Source organism: Paractinoplanes lichenicola (assembly GCF_016785085.1).
Taxonomy (GTDB): Bacteria; Actinomycetota; Actinomycetes; order Mycobacteriales; family Micromonosporaceae; genus Actinoplanes; species Actinoplanes lichenicola.
Genome location: NZ_JAENHO010000027.1, coordinates 25243 through 46277 on the forward strand (window position 1 = coordinate 25243; position 21035 = coordinate 46277).

17 protein-coding genes are annotated in these 21035 nt (G+C 70.5%); 8 read left to right on the top strand and 9 right to left on the bottom strand.

The features are described from left to right. Nucleotides 1-5: 5 nt before the first annotated feature. The 3 genes from JKJ07_RS48625 to JKJ07_RS48635 are packed head-to-tail and all read right to left on the bottom strand — an operon-like array spanning nt 6 to nt 3131. Nucleotides 6-887: a carbohydrate ABC transporter permease gene (locus JKJ07_RS48625; RefSeq protein WP_203078710.1), complete on the bottom strand. Its 882-nt coding sequence runs from the start codon at nt 885-887 to the stop codon at nt 6-8. Then, nucleotides 884-1768: a carbohydrate ABC transporter permease gene (locus tag JKJ07_RS48630; protein ID WP_203078711.1), complete on the bottom strand. Its 885-nt coding sequence runs from the start codon at nt 1766-1768 to the stop codon at nt 884-886. The genes JKJ07_RS48625 and JKJ07_RS48630 overlap by 4 nt, the downstream gene beginning before the upstream one ends. A gap of 52 nt (nt 1769-1820) precedes the next feature. Continuing rightward, nucleotides 1821-3131, bottom strand: a complete 1311-nt coding sequence (locus JKJ07_RS48635) for an ABC transporter substrate-binding protein (RefSeq protein WP_203078712.1) — start codon at nt 3129-3131, stop codon at nt 1821-1823. A 1178-nt stretch (nt 3132-4309) separates the two neighbouring features. Between JKJ07_RS48635 and JKJ07_RS48640 the strand changes: the two genes are divergently transcribed. Further along, entirely contained in the window at nt 4310-4552 is a 243-nt protein-coding gene (locus JKJ07_RS48640) for a DUF4362 domain-containing protein (RefSeq protein ID WP_203078713.1), read from the top strand. Here JKJ07_RS48640 and helR read toward each other — a convergent pair. Further along, entirely contained in the window at nt 4542-6662 is a 2121-nt protein-coding gene (helR, locus tag JKJ07_RS48645) for an RNA polymerase recycling motor ATPase HelR (RefSeq protein WP_203078714.1), read from the bottom strand. The two genes, JKJ07_RS48640 and helR, sit on opposite strands and share 11 nt — an antisense overlap. Nucleotides 6663-6736: 74 nt before the next feature. On the opposite strand from helR, the gene JKJ07_RS48650 reads away from it, so the two are divergent. Continuing rightward, the gene (locus JKJ07_RS48650; protein WP_203078715.1) at nt 6737-7180 is read left to right on the top strand and encodes a helix-turn-helix transcriptional regulator; all 444 of its coding nucleotides are present in this window, start codon (nt 6737-6739) and stop codon (nt 7178-7180) included. Between the two features lie 10 nt (nt 7181-7190). After that, nucleotides 7191-7601 (top strand): VOC family protein, encoded by a 411-nt coding sequence (locus tag JKJ07_RS48655; protein ID WP_203078716.1) that lies wholly within the window; start codon nt 7191-7193, stop codon nt 7599-7601. Here JKJ07_RS48655 and JKJ07_RS48660 read toward each other — a convergent pair. From JKJ07_RS48660 to JKJ07_RS48675, 4 genes are all read right to left on the bottom strand, one after another. Then, entirely contained in the window at nt 7585-8592 is a 1008-nt protein-coding gene (locus JKJ07_RS48660) for a LacI family DNA-binding transcriptional regulator (protein ID WP_203078717.1), read from the bottom strand. The genes JKJ07_RS48655 and JKJ07_RS48660 overlap by 17 nt on opposite strands. Before the next feature lie 33 nt (nt 8593-8625). Next, nucleotides 8626-9756, bottom strand: coding sequence for a hypothetical protein (locus tag JKJ07_RS48665; RefSeq protein WP_203078718.1), 1131 nt, complete (start codon nt 9754-9756; stop codon nt 8626-8628). Nucleotides 9757-9773: 17 nt separating this feature from the next. After that, nucleotides 9774-12656, bottom strand: a complete 2883-nt coding sequence (locus JKJ07_RS48670) for a glycoside hydrolase family 3 protein (RefSeq protein WP_203078719.1) — start codon at nt 12654-12656, stop codon at nt 9774-9776. Between the two features lie 96 nt (nt 12657-12752). Beyond that, nucleotides 12753-13742, bottom strand: a complete 990-nt coding sequence (locus tag JKJ07_RS48675) for an FAD-dependent oxidoreductase (RefSeq protein ID WP_203078720.1) — start codon at nt 13740-13742, stop codon at nt 12753-12755. Between the two features lie 100 nt (nt 13743-13842). On the opposite strand from JKJ07_RS48675, the gene JKJ07_RS48680 reads away from it, so the two are divergent. Together JKJ07_RS48680 and JKJ07_RS48685 are read left to right on the top strand one after the other, a co-directional pair. Next, nucleotides 13843-14691, top strand: a complete 849-nt coding sequence (locus JKJ07_RS48680; RefSeq protein ID WP_203078721.1) for a helix-turn-helix transcriptional regulator — start codon at nt 13843-13845, stop codon at nt 14689-14691. Between the two features lie 125 nt (nt 14692-14816). Beyond that, entirely contained in the window at nt 14817-15710 is an 894-nt protein-coding gene (locus JKJ07_RS48685; RefSeq protein WP_203078722.1) for a DUF6891 domain-containing protein, read from the top strand. Here the strand turns inward: JKJ07_RS48685 and JKJ07_RS48690 are convergent. Next, nucleotides 15697-17592, bottom strand: a complete 1896-nt coding sequence (locus tag JKJ07_RS48690; RefSeq protein ID WP_203078723.1) for a beta-galactosidase — start codon at nt 17590-17592, stop codon at nt 15697-15699. The genes JKJ07_RS48685 and JKJ07_RS48690 overlap by 14 nt on opposite strands. A gap of 172 nt (nt 17593-17764) precedes the next feature. Between JKJ07_RS48690 and JKJ07_RS48695 the strand changes: the two genes are divergently transcribed. The 3 genes from JKJ07_RS48695 (at nt 17765) to JKJ07_RS48705 (ending at nt 20991) form a co-directional block, all read left to right on the top strand. Then, nucleotides 17765-19381, top strand: coding sequence for a polysaccharide biosynthesis tyrosine autokinase (locus JKJ07_RS48695; RefSeq protein WP_203078724.1), 1617 nt, complete (start codon nt 17765-17767; stop codon nt 19379-19381). Between the two features lie 124 nt (nt 19382-19505). Beyond that, nucleotides 19506-20438 (top strand): siderophore-interacting protein, encoded by a 933-nt coding sequence (locus JKJ07_RS48700; RefSeq protein WP_203078725.1) that lies wholly within the window; start codon nt 19506-19508, stop codon nt 20436-20438. A gap of 136 nt (nt 20439-20574) precedes the next feature. Further along, nucleotides 20575-20991, top strand: a complete 417-nt coding sequence (locus tag JKJ07_RS48705; protein ID WP_184949517.1) for a response regulator — start codon at nt 20575-20577, stop codon at nt 20989-20991. The last annotated feature ends 44 nt before the right edge of the window (nt 20992-21035 follow it).

Sequence of the window (21035 nt, forward strand, 5' to 3'; positions counted from 1 at the left end):
CTTTGCTACTTGATCGCGCCGGCAGTGATGCCGCGGGTGAGCGTGCGCTGGAAGACGAGGAAAAAGATCATGGCCGGGAGGATGCCGATCAGGCCCGAGGCGCTGGTCATCGTGGCGTCCATCAGCCGGTCGCCCTGCAGCACACCGAGGGCCACCGGCACGGTCTGGTTGTCGTTCGAGACGAGGAAGACCAGCGGCAGGAAGAACTCGTTCCAGGTCCAGATGAAGAAGAACGTGAACAGCACGCCGAGCGTGGGCCGGCTGACCGGCACGACGACGCTCCACAGGGTGCGCAGCTTGCCGGCGCCGTCGACGTCCGCCGCGTCCAGCAACTCGGTCGGGAACTCTTGATAGACCGAGGTCAGCAGGTACGTCCCGAACGCGGCCTGGATGACCGTGAAGATGATGACGATCGAGATCAGGCTGTCGTAGAGGCCGGCCTCCTTGGACAGGAAATACAGCGGGTAGACCAGCACCTCCTGCGGCAACAGGTTCGCCACCAGGAAGAAGACCAGGAACCAGACCCGGCCCTTGACCTTGCCGATGCCCAGCGCGTACGCGTTGAGGATCGACAGCAACACGCCCAGGACGGCCACCGTGAAGCTGGTGATGAAGCTGTTCCAGAGCTTCATGCCGAAGTCGACCCGGTTCCAGAAGTCGACGATGCCGTCCCAGTAGAGGCTCGAGGGCAGCGACAACGGGCCGCCGCCGGCGTAGTCGGCCGGGCTCTTCACCGCGTTGATCGTGATGATCAGCAGCGGCGCGATGACGATCAGGAGCAGCGCCAGCAGGGCCGCGAGGATGACGAACCGTACGGGATTGGCCCGCTTCTCGGCTTTCGGCGGCTCGGTCTTCGCCGTTGGTGTGCGATTTGCGGTGAGAGTCATGCTTTACGCTCCGCGCGGTTCTGCAGGCGCAGGAACACGATGGACAGCGCGATGATCAGCACGGTCAGCACCGTGGAGATCGCCGAGCCGTACCCGACCTGGGCCTTCTCGAAGAAGTTCTTGTACGCGAAGTACGACGGCACGAGCGTGGCGTTGCTCGGCCCGCCGCCGGTCAGCACGAAGATCGGACCGAAGATCTTGAGCGCCGAGATCGTGGTCGTGACCAGCACGACGTAGAACTCGGGCCGGATCAGATACACCGTGATCTTGCGGAACCGCTGCCACCAGGTCGCGCCGTCCAGGTCGGCCGCCTCGTACAGCTCGGGGTCGACGCGCTGCAGGCCGGCCATGAACATGACGATCGGATAGCCCAGCTGGACCCAGATCATGATGCCCATGACGCTGTACAGCGCCGAACCCGGCTCACCCAGCCAGTTGTGGGCCAGGCTCCCGAGACCGATCGTGTCGAGGATCTTGTTGAGCGCGCCGTACTCGGGGTGCAAAATCCAGCCCCACACGATGCCGGTGACCGCCACCGGGATCACCTGCGGCAGATAGAACCCGCTGCGGAACAGCGACGCCCAGCGGTTGCTGAACTTCTTGGCCACGTAGTCGAACAGCACCGCGGCCAGGAACAGGCCCAGCAGCGTCGGCACGACGGCCATGGCCAGGATGAGCAGCACGATGTTGCCGAACGACGACCAGAACAGCGAATCCTCGAACAGCCGGGTGTAGTTGTCGAACCCGATCCAGCGCTGGTCGCCGACGCCGTTCCACTTGGTGAAGCTGGTGTAGACGGTCATCACGAGCGGCACGACGATCACCAGGATCGACAGCAGCACACCCGGGATCAGGAAGACCCAATATCCCCTGCGCCTCATTCATTACCCCTTCCGTGTGCCGGCGAAGGGGTTGCCTCCGCCGGCATCCGGGTCACTTGCCGAGGTCGGCGAGGTTCTCGTCGTACGGCTTGGCGATCTCGGTCAGCACCTGGTCCGGGGTCTTGGAGCCGTTGATCAGGCCCTGCACGCCGGCGACCAGCACGTCGTAGTAGCCCGGGGCCGGCCAGTCGGGGTAGAAGGCCAAACCGTCCTCGGACGAGATCTTGTTGAAGTTCTCGATCAGTTCCTTGTTCTTGGCGTCGGTGATCGAGGCCGCGTCGGCCGCCACCGGCACGCCGCCGTTGTTGCCGAGCAGCGCCTGGATCTCCGGCTTCATGGTGATGTCGATGAAGTCGTACGCGAGCGCCTTGGCCTTGCTCTTCTCCGGCACGACCCAGAGGTTGCCGCTCGAGCCCGGGTGCAGCTTGTTGCCCGGGAACAGGAACGTGCCCCACTCGAAGTTCTTGATCTCGTTGACGAACCGGCCGTACCACCACGAGCCCGAGATCATGATCGGGAACTTGCCCTGGGTGAACGAGACGCCCATGTCCTCGGCCTTGATGCCTGCCGAGTTCTTGGCGATATAGCCCTTGTCGACCCACTGCTTGAAGGTGTCCGCGCCATACTTGAGCTGCGGGCCCTTGAAGTCGACCTTGTTCTTGTAGAGCTGGTAGTCGTCGACCCAGGCCCGGTCGGCCTTGCTCAGCGCGAGCGAATAGAGAATCTGCTGGGCCGGATATTCGGCGCCACCGACGGCGAGCGGGGTCACCTTGTTCTGGACGAAGGTGTCCATCACCTTGGTGAACTCGTCGAGCGTGGTCGGGACCTGCAGGTTGTACTTCTTGAACAGGTCCTTGTTGTAGTAGACCTCGACGTATTCGGCGTAGTTCGGGACCCCGTACGTCTTGCCGGAGCCCATGATGCCGTCGTCGTCGTACTTGGTGGTCGTGGCCAGGCCGGTGTTGAGCGCCTTGTCCCAGCCCCGCTTGCCCGCCTCCTCGGTGAGGTCGGTGAGCAGCCCCTGCTTGCTCAGCAGGCCCGAGGTGGCGTTGCCCTTGTTGTACTCCATGATGTCCGGCGCGCTGTCCGAGTTGAGGATCATCTGGGCGTTCTGCTGGATCTGCTCGAAGCCCTTCTCCTCGAACTTGACCTCGACACCCGGGTGGCTGGCCTTGAAGTCCTCGATGGCCTTGTTCCAGGCGATACCCATGGCGCTGTTCGGACCCTCGTAGTGCCACAGGGTCAGGGTCTTGGCGTCGGCGCCTTCTTCGGAATCGCTGCCGCCACCACCACAGGCGGTGAGAGCGAGCGAGGCAGCCATCAACAGTGCACCGGCCGAGAGACCGGCTCGCGATCGAATCATGTCGGTTCGTCCTCCGGGAGGGGTCCGTCGAAGCGCTTCGACAGGCAGTTCACGGCTCCTGCCGCACGGTTGTCGAAGCGCTTCGACGCGGGACTTTGGGAGGAAACTAGGCCCGCCCGCGCCCACATGTCAACGGTGTGACAAAGACATTTCCAAACCCGAGACCTGCGGTCGTGGTCGCCGCGCTGCCCGCGTTCGACGGCCGGCCGGGAACGCTCCCAGCCGCAGCCCCCCAGCGACTTCCACGTCACCGGTGACTCGACGACGCGCGGCCGCCCCTCGCCACCCCTCGCGGCCGGCCCTGGCCGCAGCCCTCGGCGCCGCCTCTCGACGCCCGCCCCTGGCCGCCACCCTCGCCGCCGCCTCTCGACGCCGCGCCCGGCGGCCGCCCCTGGCCGCCACCCTCGCCGCCGCCCCTCGACGCCATTCGGCTACGCCGCGGCGGTCAACGCTCGCACTGCCGCTTCAGGCTTCCTAGGAGGCTAGGTCAAACATCTTCGAGCGGCAGCTGATGGGCACACGACACGGCGCGTCGGCGAAAGGCTTCATCGAGCGCGGGCTTGGTGGCCTGCATGCGCTCGGTGGGGGCTTGGATGAATTTCTTTGGTCACGCTGGGGCGGTGGTTGCGGTGACCACTCGCGGCCGTCCGGGGCTTGCGGTGAGGGAAACTCGTCGTGCTGTGGTTGCGGTTAGATCGGGGCGAGAGGGGCCGCTCAGCCGCGGGATTGGCGCTGAGAGCTGTGGTTCGTTTTGAGCCGGACCACAGCATGATGAGTTTTACGCAGCCGGCGGCGGAAAAGCGGCATCGAGTGGTCAGCATGACCACGACCATGGGCGACCGAAGTAGCTTCAATCAAGCCCCCACCGAGCGCAACCGGGCCGCAGGGCCGCGCGCCTGATGGGGCCTTGTGCCGACGCGCTGTGGCTCGGCCCAGCGCAACCGGACAGTCCTCGGGCGCGTCCAAGCGAAGTGAGACGATTGACGATCCTTCTGCCCCTCATGGTGGCTGCGTGTGCCAATAGCCCGAGCCCAGCCACCACCCCGCTCGATCCCAGCCTCTCGCCGCCGAAAGACGCCCAGCGCACCGGCGCACCCAGCACGACGCTGAGCCCCGGGCAGGGGGCGGCCGACTGTGGCACGTTCACTCTCGGGCAGGGTGAGACGCTTCCCGATGGCGTGGCCCGTTGCTTTGTCGACGCGGCCAGTGCCGGGCATCGGGCCTGGCTCCAGGTTTCCTGGCCCACCGTCGAGGGCGACCCCATCCACGTCACCTACCTGTCCGGCGACGACGGGCACATCGAGGTTGTCACCGATTCGCGGGCGGACGGTTTCGGGCCCAAGCCGGTGACCACTGAGGACTGTCAGGGGCCCAAGCCGGCCCGGCAGGGCATCGAGTTCACCACCTGCGTCAAGAAGTGAGGATCACCAGTTCCTGGGTGGCGCGGGTCATGGCCACGTAGCGGTCGACCGCGCCTTCGATGCCGGTGCCGAACGAGTCGGGGTCGACCAGGACCACCAGGTCGAACTCCAAGCCTTTGGCCAGTTCGGGGGTCAGCGAGCGCACCCGCGGGGACGGCCACGCGAACGACGGGTCGCCGATCACGCAAGCAATACCCTCACCGGAGGCGTGTGACACGAGCCATCCACTCACGACCTCCGCGAGCTCCGACCTGGAGCCGTACCGGACGGGGGTTCCGCTGTCGCGGATGGATGTGGGGACGTTGGCGTCGGGCAGCACGGCTCGGATCACCGGCGCCGCCGCGTTCATGACCTCGGACGGCGTACGGTAGTTGATCGTCAGGGAGGCCTGGTGGATGCGCTCGATGCCCACCCTGGCCAGTCGCGAGGACCACGACTCGGTGAAGCCGTGCCGGGCCTGGGCGCGGTCGCCGACGATCGTGAAGCTGCGGGACGGGCAGCGCAGCAGCAGCATCTGCCATTCGGCGTCGGTCAGCTCCTGAGCCTCGTCCACGACGATGTGGGCGAACGGGCCGGCCAAAAGATCCACGTTGGAGTCATGCTGGGAGGAGTCGATCAGCACGTCGCGCATGTCCTGTTGCATGAACATCTGCATGAGGCCCTCGCCGTCGTCATATTCGTGCGAGGCGAGCAGGTCGTCGATCACCCGGGCGTACGAGCGGCGTTGCGAGTCGACGGCGACGGCGCGGCGGCGTTCCTCGCGGGACGTCTCGGGATCGCCCACCCGCTGGTACGCGGCGTCCAGCAGCGGCAGATCGGCGTGCGTCCACGCCCGCGGGTCGGTGCGTTGCAGCGCCCGGATCTCGTCGGTGCTCAGCCAGGGCGCGCATTTCCGCAGGTACGCCGGCACCGACCAGAGATCGGCGACGATGTCGGCGGGTTCGAGGATCGGCCACGCCCGGTTGAACGCCGCGAGCAGGTCCCGGTTGCGCAGCAGGCTCCGGCGTACGAGGTCGGAAGGCTCTTCGCCCTGATATTTGACCAGCAGGATCGTCAGGAGCTCCGCCCACACCTGGCCGCGCCCCTCGTTGTGCGGGGTGGCGGGGCCGGGCGCGTCGAAGGCCTCGGCCCAGTCGTCCGCGGTCAGCCGGATCTCGTCGTCGTCGGTCGCCACCGTCATGCCCTTGACCGGCGGCTCCTCGTAGAAGCGCACGGCCGCCTCGACCGCATGGACGATCCGGGCCGACGATTTCAGCGCAGCGACTGCCGGATCACTCTCGGGCACGGCCGTCGCGCCCTCGGGCACCAGGTCACGCACCATGCACGTTTGCACGTCCTCCTCCCCCAGGCTGGGCAGCACGTCGGAGACGTACGCCAGATAGGGCTCGTGCGGGCCGACGAAGAGCACGCCGCGCGCCTCGGTGTAGAGCAGGTACGCCGTGCGGTGCAGCGCGACGACCGTCTTGCCGGTGCCCGGACCGCCGTCGACGACCAGCGCGCCGCTCGAGCCGGCCCGGATGATCGCGTCCTGGTCGGCCTGGATCGTGCCCAGCACGTCCCGCATCCGCGCCGACCGGTTGCCGCCCAGGCTGGCGACGAACGCGGACTGGTCGTCGAGGGCGGCGTGCCCCTCGAGCCCGCCGGGGGTGAACACCTCGTCCCAGTAGTCGGTGACCTGGCCGCCGGTCCACCGGTAGCGGCGGCGGCTGGCCAGGCCCATCGGCTGGGCGTGGGTGGCGCCGAAGAACGGCTCGGCCGCGGGCGACCGCCAGTCCACGAGCAGGCGCCGCCCGTCGCTGTCGGTCAGCCCGAAACGGCCGATGTAAAGACGATCGCCGGCGTCGAAATGAAGTCGCCCGAGGCAGATGTCGAGGCTGTAGCGCCGCAGCGCCCGCAGCCGGGCCGTGAGCCGCTTGACCTCCTCGTCCCGGTCGACGGCCTGACGGCCCTTGCCCGCGGGCGCCTTGCGCACGGCCTCCAGGCGTTCCGTCAGCTCGGCAATGGTCGCGGTCAGGCTTGAGGAGATCGCCGCGAAGTGCTTGGTGTCCTCGGCGATCAGGGCCGGATCACCCTTGGCGGCGAGGTTGGCAGGCAGGTTGAACGGTTCCACGGTGAGCGATTCTCCGGGACCACCGGGGTCTTGCCGCAAGACCGGGGGTGTGGTAGACGATATAAGTGGGAGGAATGTCGGACAGGCACGAGCAACGGCTCAAGGACCTGCGACTTCTCCGCCGGGTCCGCGATCGGATCGACCGCGACTACGCCCAGCCCCTCGACGTCGAGGCCCTGGCCCGCGGGGTCAACGTCTCGGCCGGCCACCTGAGCCGCGAGTTCCGCGCCGCGTTCGGCGAGTCGCCGTACAGCTATCTGATGACCCGCCGCATCGAGCGCGCGATGGCCCTGCTGCGCCGCGGCGACCTCAGCGTCACCGACGTCTGCTTCGCGGTCGGGTGCTCGTCGCTCGGCACGTTCAGCACGCGCTTCTCCGAGCTGGTGGGCATGTCCCCCAGCGCGTACAGGCGCTTCACGGCCGAGCAGGCGCAGGCCCAGGGGCTGCCGGGATGCGTCGTCAAGCAGGTCACCCGACCGATCAGGAATCGAGAAGCGACGCCCGCGCCCGGCCTCTAGCGTTACGGGCATGGACCTCACGATTCACAACACGTTCCTTCCCGCCGACGACCCCGAGGCGTCGCTGGCGTTCTGGCGCGACACCATGGGCTTCGAGGTGCGCAACGACGTCGGCTACGGCGACATGCGCTGGATCACCGTCGGCCCGCCCGGGCAGCCCCAGACGTCGATCGTGCTGCACCCGCCGGCCGTCGACCCCGGCCTGACCGACGACGAGAAGCGCGTGATCGCCGAGCTGATGGCCAAGGGCAGTTACGCCAGCATCGCGCTGAGCAGCCAGAACGTCGACGAGGCGTTCGAGACGGTGCAGAAGAACGGCGCCGACGTGGTGCAGGAGCCGATCGACCAACCGTACGGGCTGCGCGACTGCGCCTTCCGCGATCCGGCCGGCAACATGGTGCGGATCAATCAGGCGGTCTAGCGCTGCTCTCCCGCTCGACGAGCGTGGGCGGGAGCAGGCGTACGGGCTCGGTGTGCCGGCCGTCGAGCAGCTTCATGGCCGTCTCGACCGCCAGGCCGCCGACGTCGTGGGCCGGGATGTCGACCGAGGTCAGCGGCAACGGCATGTTGAGGGCCACGTCCCGCGGGCAGACCGCCACCACCGAGACGTCCGCGGGCACCCGGCGCCCGCTCGCCTGCAGCTCCTCGAGCACGATCCGCAGCGCCTCCTCGTTGTGCACGACGAACGCCGTGGCCCCCGGCAGCTGCGCGTCGATGTCGGCCAGGCAGGCCCGCACCCCCTCGCGCCCCGGCTCGCAGGGGTGGGCGAGCGTCTGCAGGCCCAGCGCCGCCGACGTCTCGGTGAAACCGGTCAAGAACCTTTCCGCGTACGTGGTGCCGCGCTTGTAGACCGCGGGTGACGGCCCGACCAGCGCGATCCGGCGGTGCCCGTGGAACGACAGGTGCCGCAGGGTCTCGGCCGCGGCCGCCTCGAAATCGAGGTCGACGCAGACGATGCCGTCGGGGGCCTCGGGCAGCCCGATCAGCACGGACGGCTGCTTGAGCCGGCGCAGGGCCGGGATGCGGACGTCGTCGCGCTCCACGTCCATCACGATCAGCGCGTCGACCATCGTGCTGTGCGCGACGCGCTCGAGACCCGCGGTGCCCTCGTCCTTGGTCAGCAGCAGCACGTCATGGTTGTGCACGCGCGAGGCGGTGACGACGGCGGTCGCGAACTGCATGATGACCGGCACGTTGACGTCGACGCGCAGCGGCACGACCAGGGCCAGCACGCTCGTCCGGCTGCTGGCCAGGGCGCGCGCCCCCGCGTGCGGGTGGAAGCCGAGCTCGGCGATCGCGGCCTGCACGCGGGCGCGGGTCTGGGCCGAGATCGGGCGGCGGCCGCTCAGCACGTACGACACCGTGCTCGGGGACACGCCGGCCGCCCGCGCCACGTCGTTGATCGTCGCCATCCACGCTCCCTGCCTGCTGCTTCAGCCCGGATCCTACTTACTGCCCGGAGCGGGCTGACGCCGCGGCGTGCGCACGGGCGCCTCGGGCAGCAGGACGGCGTCCTCAGTCAGCAGCAGAACCCAGCCGCCGTCGCGCAGGTCGCCGGCCACCGTCACGGGCTGCGGCCGCGTCTCCTCCGTTTTCCAGCTGTCCTCCCACTTCACTTCCTCACCGGTCAGGCGGGGACGGGACAGCCGGCGCGGGGTCGACGCGACCGGCACCAGGGCCAGGCCGTCGTGCAGCAGCGCGCGGCCCTGGTCCGGGGCGGCGGTCAGCTCGACGCCGGGCAGCGGGCCGCCGCTCAGCAGCCGCCGGCGGGCCGCCCGCATGCGCTGCTCGCGGACCAGCAGCAGGAGGGCGAGGGCGAGCGCTCCCAGCCCGATGCTGAGCCAGACGGTCACGTCCTCGGGCTCGTCCACGGGACGCACCCAGTCGCCGTCGACCAGCACCGGGACGACCTGCCCGGGCTCGTACGAGCCGAGCACGTCGACCTCCACCGGCCGCGGCACCTCGAGCACGACCGTGCCCTCGGAGTTGTCGACGCTGCGCACCACCGCCTCCGCCCGTACGGCGGCCGCCTCGTGCCGCGCGACCTGGTCGGTGCGGTGGTTGTACCAGGCCAGGCCGATGGCCCCGATGACGATCAGCAGGCCGGCGATCACGGACCGCCCGCCCCACCCGGGGACGCTGTCGCGCAGCCGCTCGGTCAGCTCCGTGTCCAGGCGTACGGGCTCGGCCACCTCCGCGACGACCGCCGCCTGCCGCCGCCGCGCCGAGACGATCCAGGCGGCGACGGCCAGGCAGAGCAGGCCGTGAAGGGCGAAGGCCACGTTCGCGGCCCGCAAGTCGTCGTAGATGACGTCGAGGACGGCGAACACCACCCCGGCCGCGCAGCCGGCCAGGGGCAGCCACCACAGCAGCACCGGCGTGGCGAGCAGGATGACGATGCCCACCGCGAACGTCACGTCCGGCCCGCACACTTGCGGGTCCGCCACCGAGCAGGCCCGGTTGTCGGCGGCCACCGCCACGAGGACGGCGACCACCCACCCGAGCAACAGCCCCACCCGGGACACCCACCACGGCACCGCCGCGGCGGCCCACCTCTTGATGCTCGGACCGTCCATGGCGCAGAGCATAGGTTCTACTTCAAAGTAAATTCCGCCAGCCGCACCCCGGCGTCAAGAACCAGATAGATGTCGTGGCGGCCCGTCGTCCGGGTCAGCGGGGCCCGGACGTCCGCGTACGAGTAGACGCCGCCGGTGCCCGAGGCGGTGGCCGTGCCGAGCAGCCGGCCGGTGGGTGACCCGAGACGCACCTGAATTGTGCCGGTGCCGGAGACCCGTCCGGTGAACGACGTGACCCCCTTCAGAGCGGCGTCCTGGTAGGCAGCCCACTGGCCGTCGGCGGTGGCGCCCACGACAGTGCCGGCGGCCTTGGTCTCGTCGAGCAGCCGCACTCCCTCGTACGCGTCAAAGGTCTCGGCCCGAGTCTTCGTCAGATCCCGTGGCGGAATCGTCGAGCCCTGGACGCGCAGGACACCCCGGGCACGGATGTCGCTCGACGACGCGCCCACGAGAATGTCGTAGTCGGATTTCTCCACGATCCACCGCGACCGGGTCTGATCCCAGCGGGCCAGGTCGGAAGGCTTCAATGGCAACGTGACCGTCTTGGTCTGCCCCGCCTTCAACGCCACCCGGGCGAAACCCCGCAACTGCTTGACCGCCGTACGGTCCCGGGACGTCCGCTGGTGCGTGTAAAGCTGGACCACCTCGTCGCCGGCGGAGCGGCCGGTATTGGTCACCGCGACCGAGACCCGGCCCCCGCTGACCGACAAAGCGCCGTAGCGGAATGACGTGTAGGACAACCCATGGCCGAACGGATAAAGCGGCCGCGCTGAACTGTAAAGGTAGGTCTGCCCCGACGAGATGATGTCGTACTCCAGCAGATCACCGGAAACCGACGTCGGCCACGTCTGGGTCAGGCGCCCGGCCGGGTTGCGTGACCCGTACAAGACGTCGGCCAAGGCGTTCCCGGTCTCGGCCCCCGCGTGGGTTGTCCACAACAGAGCGGGCACCTCGGGCGGCAACGCGGACACCGGATAACTCGTCTGCAGGACCACGACCGTACGGGGATTGGCCTTCACGACGGCTTTGATAAGCGCTTCCTGTCCGGCGGCCAGTCCGATGCTCGTACGGTCGTGGGCCTCGCGGCCGTTGATCATGGGCTGGCTGCCGACCACCACCACGGCCGTGTCCGCCGTCTTCGCCGCCGTCACCGCCTCGTCGATCGCGCTGCGCAGCACTTCGCGCGTGAACCGGGCCGCCCCGGCCGCGTCGGGCGAGCCCAGCGCGAGCTTGCCGTCGGCGCCCACGGTCACATAGACGTTGGGCCCGAACCAGCTCTCCGAGGTCTCATAGCCGGCGTAGCGCAGCACCACACTGCCGTCCGCCTGCGCCTCGATCTTGAACTGCTGCTGCACGAACCAGCCGCCCGGCTGCTCGTCCACGGTCTGGAACGAGCCGTTGAGATAGCGGCCGTTGGCCACGTTGCGCAGGGTCACCACGCCCTGGCCCCAGTCGACGACGTCGAACTGGGCAAGGGCGTCCGCCGCCGCGGCAGTCACCGAGGCCGGGCCACCATCGACGGCCGTCAGGTAGCGGCCCGTGGCAGCCGATCGCAGCGCGATCCGGTCCGCCCCGTTCGCGCCGACCACGGAGGACGCCCGCGCCGCGATGCCGTCGAGCGCCGTCACCTCGTACGGGAGCTTGCCCCCGTACCAGTCGGTGTAGAGCTCGCCGGCGAGCGGCCCGACCACCGCGACTTTGCCGCCCGGTCGCAGCGGCAGCAGCTCGCGCTGGTTCTTGAGCAGCACCATCGCGTCTCCGGCGGCCTCCCGGGTCAGCTCGCGATGGGCCGGCGAGTCGATGACCGACGCGTCGATCTTCCCGTACGGGCCGCCGCCCGGATCGAACTCCCCGAGCCGGAACCGGATGCTCAGCGCGTGCCCGACCGCCTTGTCGACGTCGGCCTCGGCGAGCAGCCCCTGCGCCAGCGCCTCCTTGACCGCGGTGACGGTCGGGGCGCCGTTGGTGTCGTTGACCGTGAAGCTGTCGAGCCCGGCCTTGAGCAGCGCGGCGCTCGCCTCGGCCTGGGTCGGGAAATACGCCTGCGAGCCGGTCAGGTTGTTCGGCGCCCACGCGTCGCTCACGTTGAACAGCGGATAGTCCGACCAGCCGCGCAGCAGCCCGGCCTGATCGGGGTCCACTGTGGCCGGCCGCCCGTTGACCAGGTTGTAGGAGGCCATCACGCCGGTCGCCGCGTTCGCGATCAGCGCCGGCTTGAACGCGGCCCGGTCGTATTCGTTGAGCACCCGCGGCGGCACGTTGGACGAGGTGGTGTCGCGCCGGGTCTCGTTGTTGTAGGCCAGGTAGTGCTTGAGCGTCGGAGCCGTTTTCAGGTGCTCCGGGTCAGGACCTTGCAACCCCTTCCCGTACGCCGTGGAGATGGCCCCGGTCAGGTAGGGGTCCTCGGAGTAGCCCTCCTCGTTGCGCCCCCAGCGCGGGTCACGCAGCAGGTTGACGACCGGCGCCCACAGGTTGAGGCCCCAGACGCGCGGGTTGCGGGAGTGGAAGCCGCGGGCCTCGTCGCCGACCGCCGCGCCGACCCGCTTGATCAGGTCGGGATCCCACGTGCTGGCCAGCCCCACGGCCTGCGGGAAGCTGGTGCCGTCGGCGGTGACGACGGCGCCGCCGTTGTCGATGTCGGTCGACCAGGCGACGCCGTGCAGCGCCTCGGTGCCGGTCTTGAAGAAGCCGACCCCCAGGCGCGGGACCGCCGGCTGATATTGGTGGAGCATGGCGACCTTCTCGTCGAGCGTGAGCCGCCCGACGAGGTCGTCGACGCGCGCCTGCAGCGGCAGGGCCGGGTCGCGGAACGGGTAGGACGGTTCGGCGTGGGCCGCTCCGGGGACGACCGGAGCGGCCAGCAGTCCGGCGGCCAGGACCGCCAGAAATCGCCTTCGCATGAGCAATTCACCTCAACTGCGGAATGCGCCCCGGCGTGCCCTTCGTCGAAGCGCTTCGATATGTCGGCGGATTCGCTCACCATAGATGCTGGTAAATCAAGTGTCCATAGCCCCGAGCAGCTCCCGATACTGGTCCAGATAGAACCCGTCCTTGATCGCGGCACTCTCGGCCGCGCCCAGCACTCCCACCTCCGGCGCGTACGTCACCCCGCCCTTGGGGCCGAGTGGCAGCACGATGGCGTCGGGCTGCGGCGCGTACGTGTGCTCGGCCTCGCCACCCGCGATCAGCGAGCGGATGTTGGCCGCGACGACCCCGGCGTGCATCTGGGCCAGCCGGGCCATCTTCTGCTCGGGCAGCGCCGTGACGTCGCCGATCGCGAACAGCGTCGCGCTCCCCCGCACCCGCAGCTCCGGCGTCACCTCGATGCGGTCGCCCGAGCCGGCCAGGTAGCTCCGGTCGACCGAGGCGCCGTGGCAGACCAGCGTCAGATCGGCCGCGACGCCGTTCGCCGTCGTGCCCAGCCGCAGGTCGATGCCCAGCTCGTCGATCTGCTCGCGCAGCTGCCGCCGGAACTCGTCCGGATAGTCCCCCGGCATCAGCTCGGTCCCCCGGTCGACCACGATCACGTGCTTCTCCGGCCAGGCCGCCTTGATCTCGCCCGCGAACTCCAGCCCGACCGGACCGGCCCCGATCAGCAGCACAGTCGCGGCCGCGGCCAGCTCGCCGTGCAGTTGTCGGAAATGCGCCGGCCCCTCCTGAGCGGTCTTCGCCGGGAACGGATAGGAGGAACCGGTCGCGAGCACGACATAGTCGGCATTCAATGATTCCCCCGATTCCAGCTCGACGGTTCTTTCGGTCACCCGCACCGCCCGGTCGCGCCGCACGACGCCATTGACGAGCATTCCCCCGTACGGGAGGAAGATCTTCTCGGCCCACGCCGGGTCGATCACCGCCCGCAGCGCCGCGACGTTGTGCACAAAGGTGGCCTTGGGCTCGATCAGGGTCACCCGGGCCACGTCGTCGAGGGCCTTGGCCACGGTGATGCCGCCGTAGCCGCCACCCACCACAATCACGTTTGTCGTCATGACCCGACGCTCGCGGCTTTCGGAACGCGTAACCAGGCCGCTCCTAGGCTGGTAGCAGCGGGGACACCATAAATCGGAACCGCGGCGCTACGGTCGGACGGTGAGCGAGAACGAGCTCGGCCTGTTCCTGCGCAGCCGCCGCGAGTCGATCGACCCGGCCGCGGTGGGCCTGCCCGCGGGTTCGCGCCGCCGCACGCCCGGCCTGCGCCGCTCCGAGGTGGCGATGCTGGCCGGTGTCAGCGTCGAATACGTGACCCGCCTCGAGCAGGGCCGCGACCGCCACCCGTCGCCACCGGTGCTGGGCGCGCTGGCCGACGTGCTGCGGCTCAGCGGCAACGACCGCGTCCACCTCTACCGCCTGACCAAGGGCGCCGACGCCACCTTCCCGTGCCGCGCCGACCTGACCCCGAGCCGGGTTCTGCGGCCGACGCTGCGCGCCCTGATCGAGCGGCTCGAGCCGTCCCTGGCCGTGCTCGTCAACCACCTGGGCGACCTGGTGGCCCGCACGGCGGCGTTCGACGCGTTCGCCCAGCCGCTCGGCCTGCTCGGGACCGACCCACCCAACCTTCTCCGGTACGTCCTGACGTCGCCCCGCGCCCGCACGGTGTTCCTGGAGTGGCCCGCGGTGGCCGACCACTGGGTGGCCACGCTCAAGGAGGGCCCGTTCCGCGCCGACCCGTACGTGGCGGCGGTGGCCGACGAGCTGTCGGTGATCGCGGGCGACGACTTCACCAGCCGCGTGGCCACGGTCCCCGGCGTCCCCGCCCCCACAGGCATCCTGCGCGTGGCTCATCCGGCGCTGGGCTCGCTGACCCTGGCCTACGAATCGCTGGAGCTCCCGGCCGACGACAGCCTCCGCCTGATCGTCTACCTGCCCGCCGATCCCGCCACGACGGCGGCGCTGGAGGGGCCGGCCGCCCACCCGCCGCTGCGCCTGGTCGCCACGTAGGCGTGCGGCGCGCCCCCGGAGGAACACGCCGCGCGTCGATCAGCTTTCGCAGCTCCGGGCCACGGTCGCTCCGAGCAAAAATGCCCGTCCGCGTTCTGTCGGTGGGTGCTGCTACCTTCCGGCGCATGATCGATGAGGACCTCCGGCAGCAGGCGGCCGACCACATCCGGGAAGAGGTAGCCCGCGGGCGCTCGACCTACGCCGAGATCGTGGACGGCACGGTCGAATGGCTGGAGGACCAGGCTTCCGGAGCCGAGTTGCGCCCGCTGGCCGAGGCGATCACCCAGGACGAGTTCGCGGCCCATCTGGCCGCGCAGGCGTCGTGGCCCGAGCGCACCGACAGCGACCGGCTGACCGATGCCTTCCGGGCCCTCGACATGGCCGGCATCACCGCCCGGGAAGACTTCGCCTGCTGCCGGAATTGCGGCACCACCGAGATCCGCGACGAGGGCGCCGGCCGGGGTTACGTCTTCTATCACGAGCAGGACGCGCAGCGAGCCGTCAACGGTGGCGGCGTCTGGCTGGCGTACGGGCATGCCGGCGCCGAACCGACCGTCGAGCTGGGTGAGGAGATCGCCGCCGCCCTGCGCGCCGAGGGGCTGACCGTCGAGTGGGACGGCGAGGCCGGGCAGCGCATTCTGGTCCCGCTGCAGTGGGCCCGGCGCCGGCACGGTCGCATGGCGGCGCACCCCGGCGCGCCCGAGGAGGCGAGCCCGATCACGGTGACGCTGCACGACGGCTCGGAGCGGCCGATGGGGCCGGCCGAGATGCTCGACGTGCTGCGCCGCCTGCCCACCCGCGTCAACGCCTTCCTGGTGGCGGTCCACCCCACGGCCGGCTGCGTGCAGATGCGCTGGGAGGAGGGCCGGCTCTGGCTGGAGACGCCGGACGCCGACGCGGAGGCCTCGACGGGCAAATACGCCACCCTGGCCGAGGCCGAGCGGATGCTGACGATCCTGGCCACCGAGCATCGCAACGCCGTGCCCGGCCTCGACGGGGTCACCACTACGGCTTGGTGATCCGATAGCCGTACGGCTCGAGGATCTGGCCGTTGACCTCGACCGGCGTCGGATTGTGGTTGATCAGGGTCACCATCGGGCCGCGGGCGCACGCCTCCACGCGCGGGGGCAGGTCCTTCAGCACGGGCTTCAGGTCCAGGGCGCCCACCACGTACGAGGTGAGGGCCGCGGTGCCGGCCTCGTCGGCGATCGTGGCCAGGTGATAGGACGTGCCCGAGCCGTACGGGTGGCTGGTGAACGCGGGCGAGCCGTCACCGAAGGTCGCCAGCACCGTGGCCCCCTCGACGTGCAGCACCTCGGCCAGCACCGTCCCCTCGAAGCCCAACCCGTCACCCCGTACGGTCGCCTCGCCCGGCAGCACGCCCGCGAAGTCCAGCACCGTGGCCCCGAGCACCGGCCCGAGCTGCCGCGTGAAGCCGCCCGGCCGGAACCGGTCGTGCTCGTCCACGATGTCGGTGAACGCCGTGGTCAGCAGGGCGCCACCGGCTTCGACGAACGACACCAACGCGGCGGCCGAGGGCAGCAGGTGCAGGCTGGGCGCCACGACGAGGCGATAGCCGTCGAACGGTCCGGTGGCCCGTACGAAATCGGTCTGCACCCCGGCCTGCAGGAACGCACCGTGCCAGGCGCGCACCTGGGCGATGTAGTCGAGCGGGGCCGGGTGGTTGGGCTGGTCGAGCGCCCACCAGCTGTCCCAGTCGAGCACGATCGCGACCGCGGCCTCGCCGCCCGGGGCCGGCAGGTCGCCCAGCTCCGCCAGCTCGGCGCCCAGCCGCGAGATCTCCCGGAACGTCCGCGTGGTGGGACCGCCGTGGGGCAGCATCGCCGAGTGGTATTTCTCGGCCCCGGCCGACGACTGCCGCCACTGGAAGAACAGCACGCCGTCGGCGCCGCGCCCGACCGCCTGCATGCTCATCGCGGCCATCTGCCCGGGCGCCTTGGCCGCGTTGTTCTCCCGCCAGTTGACGTAGTTGGGCGCCTGCTCCATGAGAATCCACGGCTTGCCCGGTTTCAGCGAGCGCATCAGGTCGCGGGCGAAGGCGCCGACCTCGTACGACCGGGGGTCGCGCGGATCGGGGTAGGTGTCGTCGGCGATGACGTCGACCTCGGCGGCCCACGACCAGTAGTCGGTGGGCTGGAAGGCACTCATCATGTTGCTCGTCAACGGCTGCGTCGCCCCGGCCTCGCGGATGATCCGCTTCTCCATCCGCAGCAGGTCGAGCAGCATGTCCGAGCTGAACCGGCGGAAGTCGAGCACCTGCGACGGGTTGACGCTGTAGGGCGCGTGCCGCGGCGGCAGGATCTCGGCGAAATCGGTGTAGCGCTGCGACCAGAACATCGTGCCCCAGGCCGCGTTGAGCGCGTCGACGTCGCCGTACTTGCCGGACAGCCAGACCCGGAAGGCCGCGGCCGCCTGATCCGAGTAGTCGTAGGCGACGTGACAGCCGAGCTCGTTGTTGATGTGCCAGAGCACCACGGCCGGGTGATCCTGGTAGCGCTCCACTGTGGCCCGTACGAGGTCGGAAGCGAGCCGCCGATAGACGGGCGACGTCGGGGCGTAGTGCTGCCGGCTACCCGGCCACCGGGTCACGCCGTCCGCGTTCTCGGTCAGCACCGCCGGATACTTCGCGGTCAGCCAGGGCGGCGGCGACGCGGTGCCGGTGGCCAGGTCGACGGCGATCCCCGCCGCGTGCAGCAGGTCGATGACCTGGTCGAGCCACTCGTAGTCGAAGACACCCTCGGCGGGCTGGATCCGCGCCCACGAGAACACGCCGACGGTGGCCAGGTTGACCCCGGCCTCGCGCATCAGCCGCACGTCGTCGGCCCACACGTCCGCGGGCCACTGCTCGGGGTTGTAGTCCCCGCCGTAGAAGATCGGCATGCCCCTATCCTGCGGCGGGCCGCCGGGAACCGACAGAGGCCCTGGCTAGCGGCCTGTGTCGATCCCGCCGTAGGCTGCGGTTCAAGGCGGCATCACGGGAGGCGGACCCGGCATGACGACGGACGGCAGACCTGCGCGGCTTCTGCGGGGGTACGGCTGGTGGATCATTCTGGTGACCGTTTTGCTCACCGCCGGGGCATACGCGCTGAGCCGCCTGGAGAAACCGGCCTACCGCTCGACCGCGACCGCCGTGACCAGCCCCCGGCTCAGCCCCGACACGATCCCGGTGGCCGCCAACCCCGGCACCGAACGCGAGATCGCCCGCTCCGGCAACGTGCTCAAGACCGTCTCCGGGCAGCTCGGCATCGGCCAGGACGTGCTGACCCGGGGCCTGAAGGTCGAGGCGGTCGAGGGCGGCGGGGCCGCGATCGTCTTCACGTACGACAACCGCAACGCCACCGTCGCCCAGCAGCGCGCCCAGGCCGTGGCGGCCGAATACGTGCGCTATCGCAACAGCAGCATCGCCCAGTACGGCATCGCCGCCTCGCTGGTGTCGCCGGCGAGCCGGGCCGAGGAGCGGCACCGCCCGCTCTGGGTCTATCTGGCCCCCGGCGCCGCGCTGGGCCTGCTGCTCGGGCTGCTCTCGGCGCTGTGGCTGGCCCGCCGCCGCGACCGGCTCGGCGGGCGGGAGCACTTCGAGCGGGTGACCGGGGTGCCGGTGCTGGCCACGATCCCCCGCGCCCGCCGCTCGCACGGCCCGGGCGCCCCGCTGCCGGTGCTGCTGCGCTCCCCCGACTCGGCCGACGCCGAGTCCTACCGCTACCTGCGGGCCCGGCTCGGCCCGCGGCTGCAGGGCCCGTCGACGGTGCTGGTGGCGGGCGGCCGCGACGGCGAGGGCCGCAGCACGACGGCGGCCAACCTGGCCGTCGCCCTGGCCCAGGCCGGCCGCCGGGTCGTGCTGATCGACACCGACGTCCGCCACCCGGCCCTGCATCTGATGTTCGACCTGTCCCGCGACCGCGGGCTGACGAACGTGCTGACCGGCGAGCACTCGCTGGCCGAGACCCTGGCCGCCGGCGCGATCGTCAACCTGCGGGTGCTGGCGGCCGGGGCCGACCGCGACGGCAGCGGCGACCTGCTGGCCGCGGGCGGGCTGACCGGGCTGCTGCACGAGCTCAAGACGCAGTGCGACGTCGTCGTGCTCGACTCGCCGGCCCTGCTCAGCGTCTCCGACGGGCTCGGCCTGGCCGCCCACAGCGACCACGTGCTGCTGGTCACCGACTATCGCCGCACCACCCGGGCCGCCGCCGTGCGGGCCGCGGCCGAGCTGGAGCAGGTAGCGCCGGGGCGGGTCGCGGCCGTGCTGATCGGCGTGCCCGAGCGCGACGGTGGGCTGACCCCGCGCACCCGGGCGGGGCGCGCCCCTGCCCCGGCCCCGATTCACCACCCGGTGGCCGACCGGTTCGACGTGCTGGAGGGGCCGTCGGTCGCCCTGCCCCCGCACCCGATCGCCGCTCCTGCCCCTTCCCCGGCCCCCGCCGCGGCCCCTGCCCCATCCCCGGCCCCCGCCGCCGCTCCTGCCCCATCCCCGGCCCCGGCCCCTGCCTCCGCTGCGGCCCCTGAGCCTGAGCCTGAACCCGTCGCGAAGACGCCGAAGGCGAGGCCGGCCCGCGCCAAGGCCGCCATCCCGAAGCCGCGCGTCTACTCGTCGGCCGCCGCGGCCGAGGCCGAGGCCCGGGTGCAGGCCAAGGCGGCCGCGGAGGCCGAGGACGCCCCCGCCGAGAAGTAGCCCGCCGGCCCGGCACGCGACGGGCGAGGCGCTGGAGGACTAGGCGGCCCGGGTGGCCAGTTCCGGAACCGGCAGGTTAGGTTAGGCGTGCCTTACGTTCCGGAAGTTGCTCAGGAGGCCTCCCGTGACCCAGACCGTCGACCCGGCCACGAGCACGGTGCCGTGGCGGTTCTTCGCCACCGAGGTGCGTGCGGTGACGCGGCTCAGCCCGCATTTCGTGCGCGTCACCTTCACCGGCGACGACCTGGACACGTTCGCCGACAACGGCTTCGACCAGCGGATCAAGCTGATCCCGCCGCTGCCCGGCTCGGGCCTGGCGCACCTGCCGACGGGCGAGGACTGGTACACGGAGTGGCGTGAGCTGCCCGAGGAGCGGCGCAACCCGATCCGGACGTACACGGTGCGCGCCGTCCGCCCCGAGCTGCGCGAGGTCGACGTCGACATGGTGCTGCACGGCGTCGACGGCCCCGCCTCCCGGTTCGCCGCCGAGGCCGGTCCGGGCACCCCGGCCTACCTGATGGGTCCGAACGCTCTTTTCGACGGCCCGCACGGGGGCATCGACTTCCACCCGCCCGCGCACACCGACTGCCTGCTGCTGGGCGGCGACGAGACAGCGGTGCCGGCCATCACCGGGATCCTCGAGCGGCTGCCGGCCGACGCACGCGGTGAGGCCCTGCTCGAGGTGCCCTCGGCCGACGACGCGCTGGAGCTGGTGGCGCCTGCGGGCGTCCGCGTCACCTGGCTGGCCCGCGACAACGCCACCCACGGCGAAAAGCTCATTCCCGCCGTACGGGCGGCGACCCGCCGGCTGTTCGGCGAGGGGCACCTGGGCGGGGCCACGGAAGCCGTCGAGCTGGAGGACGTGGACGTCGACCACGACGTGCTCTGGGAGGTCCCGGAGGAGGTCGTCGACGTCAGCCGCTTCTACGCCTGGCTCGCCGGCGAGGCCGCGATGATCAAGACCTTGCGCCGCCACCTGGTCGCCGAGTGCGGCGTCGACCGCAAGCTGGTCGCGTTCATGGGCTACTGGCGCCTCGGGCGGGCCGAGGGCAACTAGACCTCTCGTCCCGTTTTCCGCCGAATTCCCCCGGACGGGCACAGCGTCGCCTAGCGTTTTCGGTGAGGCCGCGCGTGTGCGGCGGCCCGGAGAGCCGCACCCCGACGCGGCTCCACCGAGCCCGAGGGGAGAGGCGATGTGGAACACCTCGGCGCCCCAGCAGGGTCCGGTCGTCCTGCTGGTCGAGGACGACGAGGACCTGCGCGACATGACGTCCCAGATGCTCGAGCTGCGGGGCTTCCAGGTGCTGGTGGCCACCGACGCGGTCAGCGCCATCACCACGTGCCGCGTGCATGAGGGCAAGATCGACGTGCTGCTGACCGACCTGGGCCTGCCCGGGGTCTCGGGCGGCGAGCTGGCCCGCTCGGCGCACGCCGTACGGCCCGGCATGGAGACGGTCTACGTGTCAGGCATGCCGCAGGAGATCGCGATCCGGCGGGGCATCATCAAGCGCGGGGCGCCCTTCATCGCCAAGCCGTTCACGGCGGACCAGCTGGCGGGCATGTTGCGCTCGGTTCTGGCCCAGCACAACAGCAACGCGCCTGCACCCTGAAGCAACGGTTCGCTAACTCAACTCGCCGGGGTTCCCTCCGATTC

Coding starts and splice junctions, on each gene's coding strand:
- JKJ07_RS48625 (WP_203078710.1), bottom strand. CDS start 887: ATGACTCTCACCGCAAATCGCACACCAACGGCGAAGACCGAGCCGCCG.
- JKJ07_RS48630 (WP_203078711.1), bottom strand. CDS start 1,768: ATGAGGCGCAGGGGATATTGGGTCTTCCTGATCCCGGGTGTGCTGCTG.
- JKJ07_RS48635 (WP_203078712.1), bottom strand. CDS start 3,131: ATGATTCGATCGCGAGCCGGTCTCTCGGCCGGTGCACTGTTGATGGCT.
- JKJ07_RS48650 (WP_203078715.1), top strand. CDS start 6,737: ATGTCGGACAGGCACGAGCAACGGCTCAAGGACCTGCGACTTCTCCGC.
- JKJ07_RS48655 (WP_203078716.1), top strand. CDS start 7,191: ATGGACCTCACGATTCACAACACGTTCCTTCCCGCCGACGACCCCGAG.
- JKJ07_RS48660 (WP_203078717.1), bottom strand. CDS start 8,592: ATGGCGACGATCAACGACGTGGCGCGGGCGGCCGGCGTGTCCCCGAGC.
- JKJ07_RS48665 (WP_203078718.1), bottom strand. CDS start 9,756: ATGGACGGTCCGAGCATCAAGAGGTGGGCCGCCGCGGCGGTGCCGTGG.
- JKJ07_RS48670 (WP_203078719.1), bottom strand. CDS start 12,656: ATGCGAAGGCGATTTCTGGCGGTCCTGGCCGCCGGACTGCTGGCCGCT.
- JKJ07_RS48675 (WP_203078720.1), bottom strand. CDS start 13,742: ATGACGACAAACGTGATTGTGGTGGGTGGCGGCTACGGCGGCATCACC.
- JKJ07_RS48685 (WP_203078722.1), top strand. CDS start 14,817: ATGATCGATGAGGACCTCCGGCAGCAGGCGGCCGACCACATCCGGGAA.
- JKJ07_RS48690 (WP_203078723.1), bottom strand. CDS start 17,592: ATGCCGATCTTCTACGGCGGGGACTACAACCCCGAGCAGTGGCCCGCG.
- JKJ07_RS48705 (WP_184949517.1), top strand. CDS start 20,575: ATGTGGAACACCTCGGCGCCCCAGCAGGGTCCGGTCGTCCTGCTGGTC.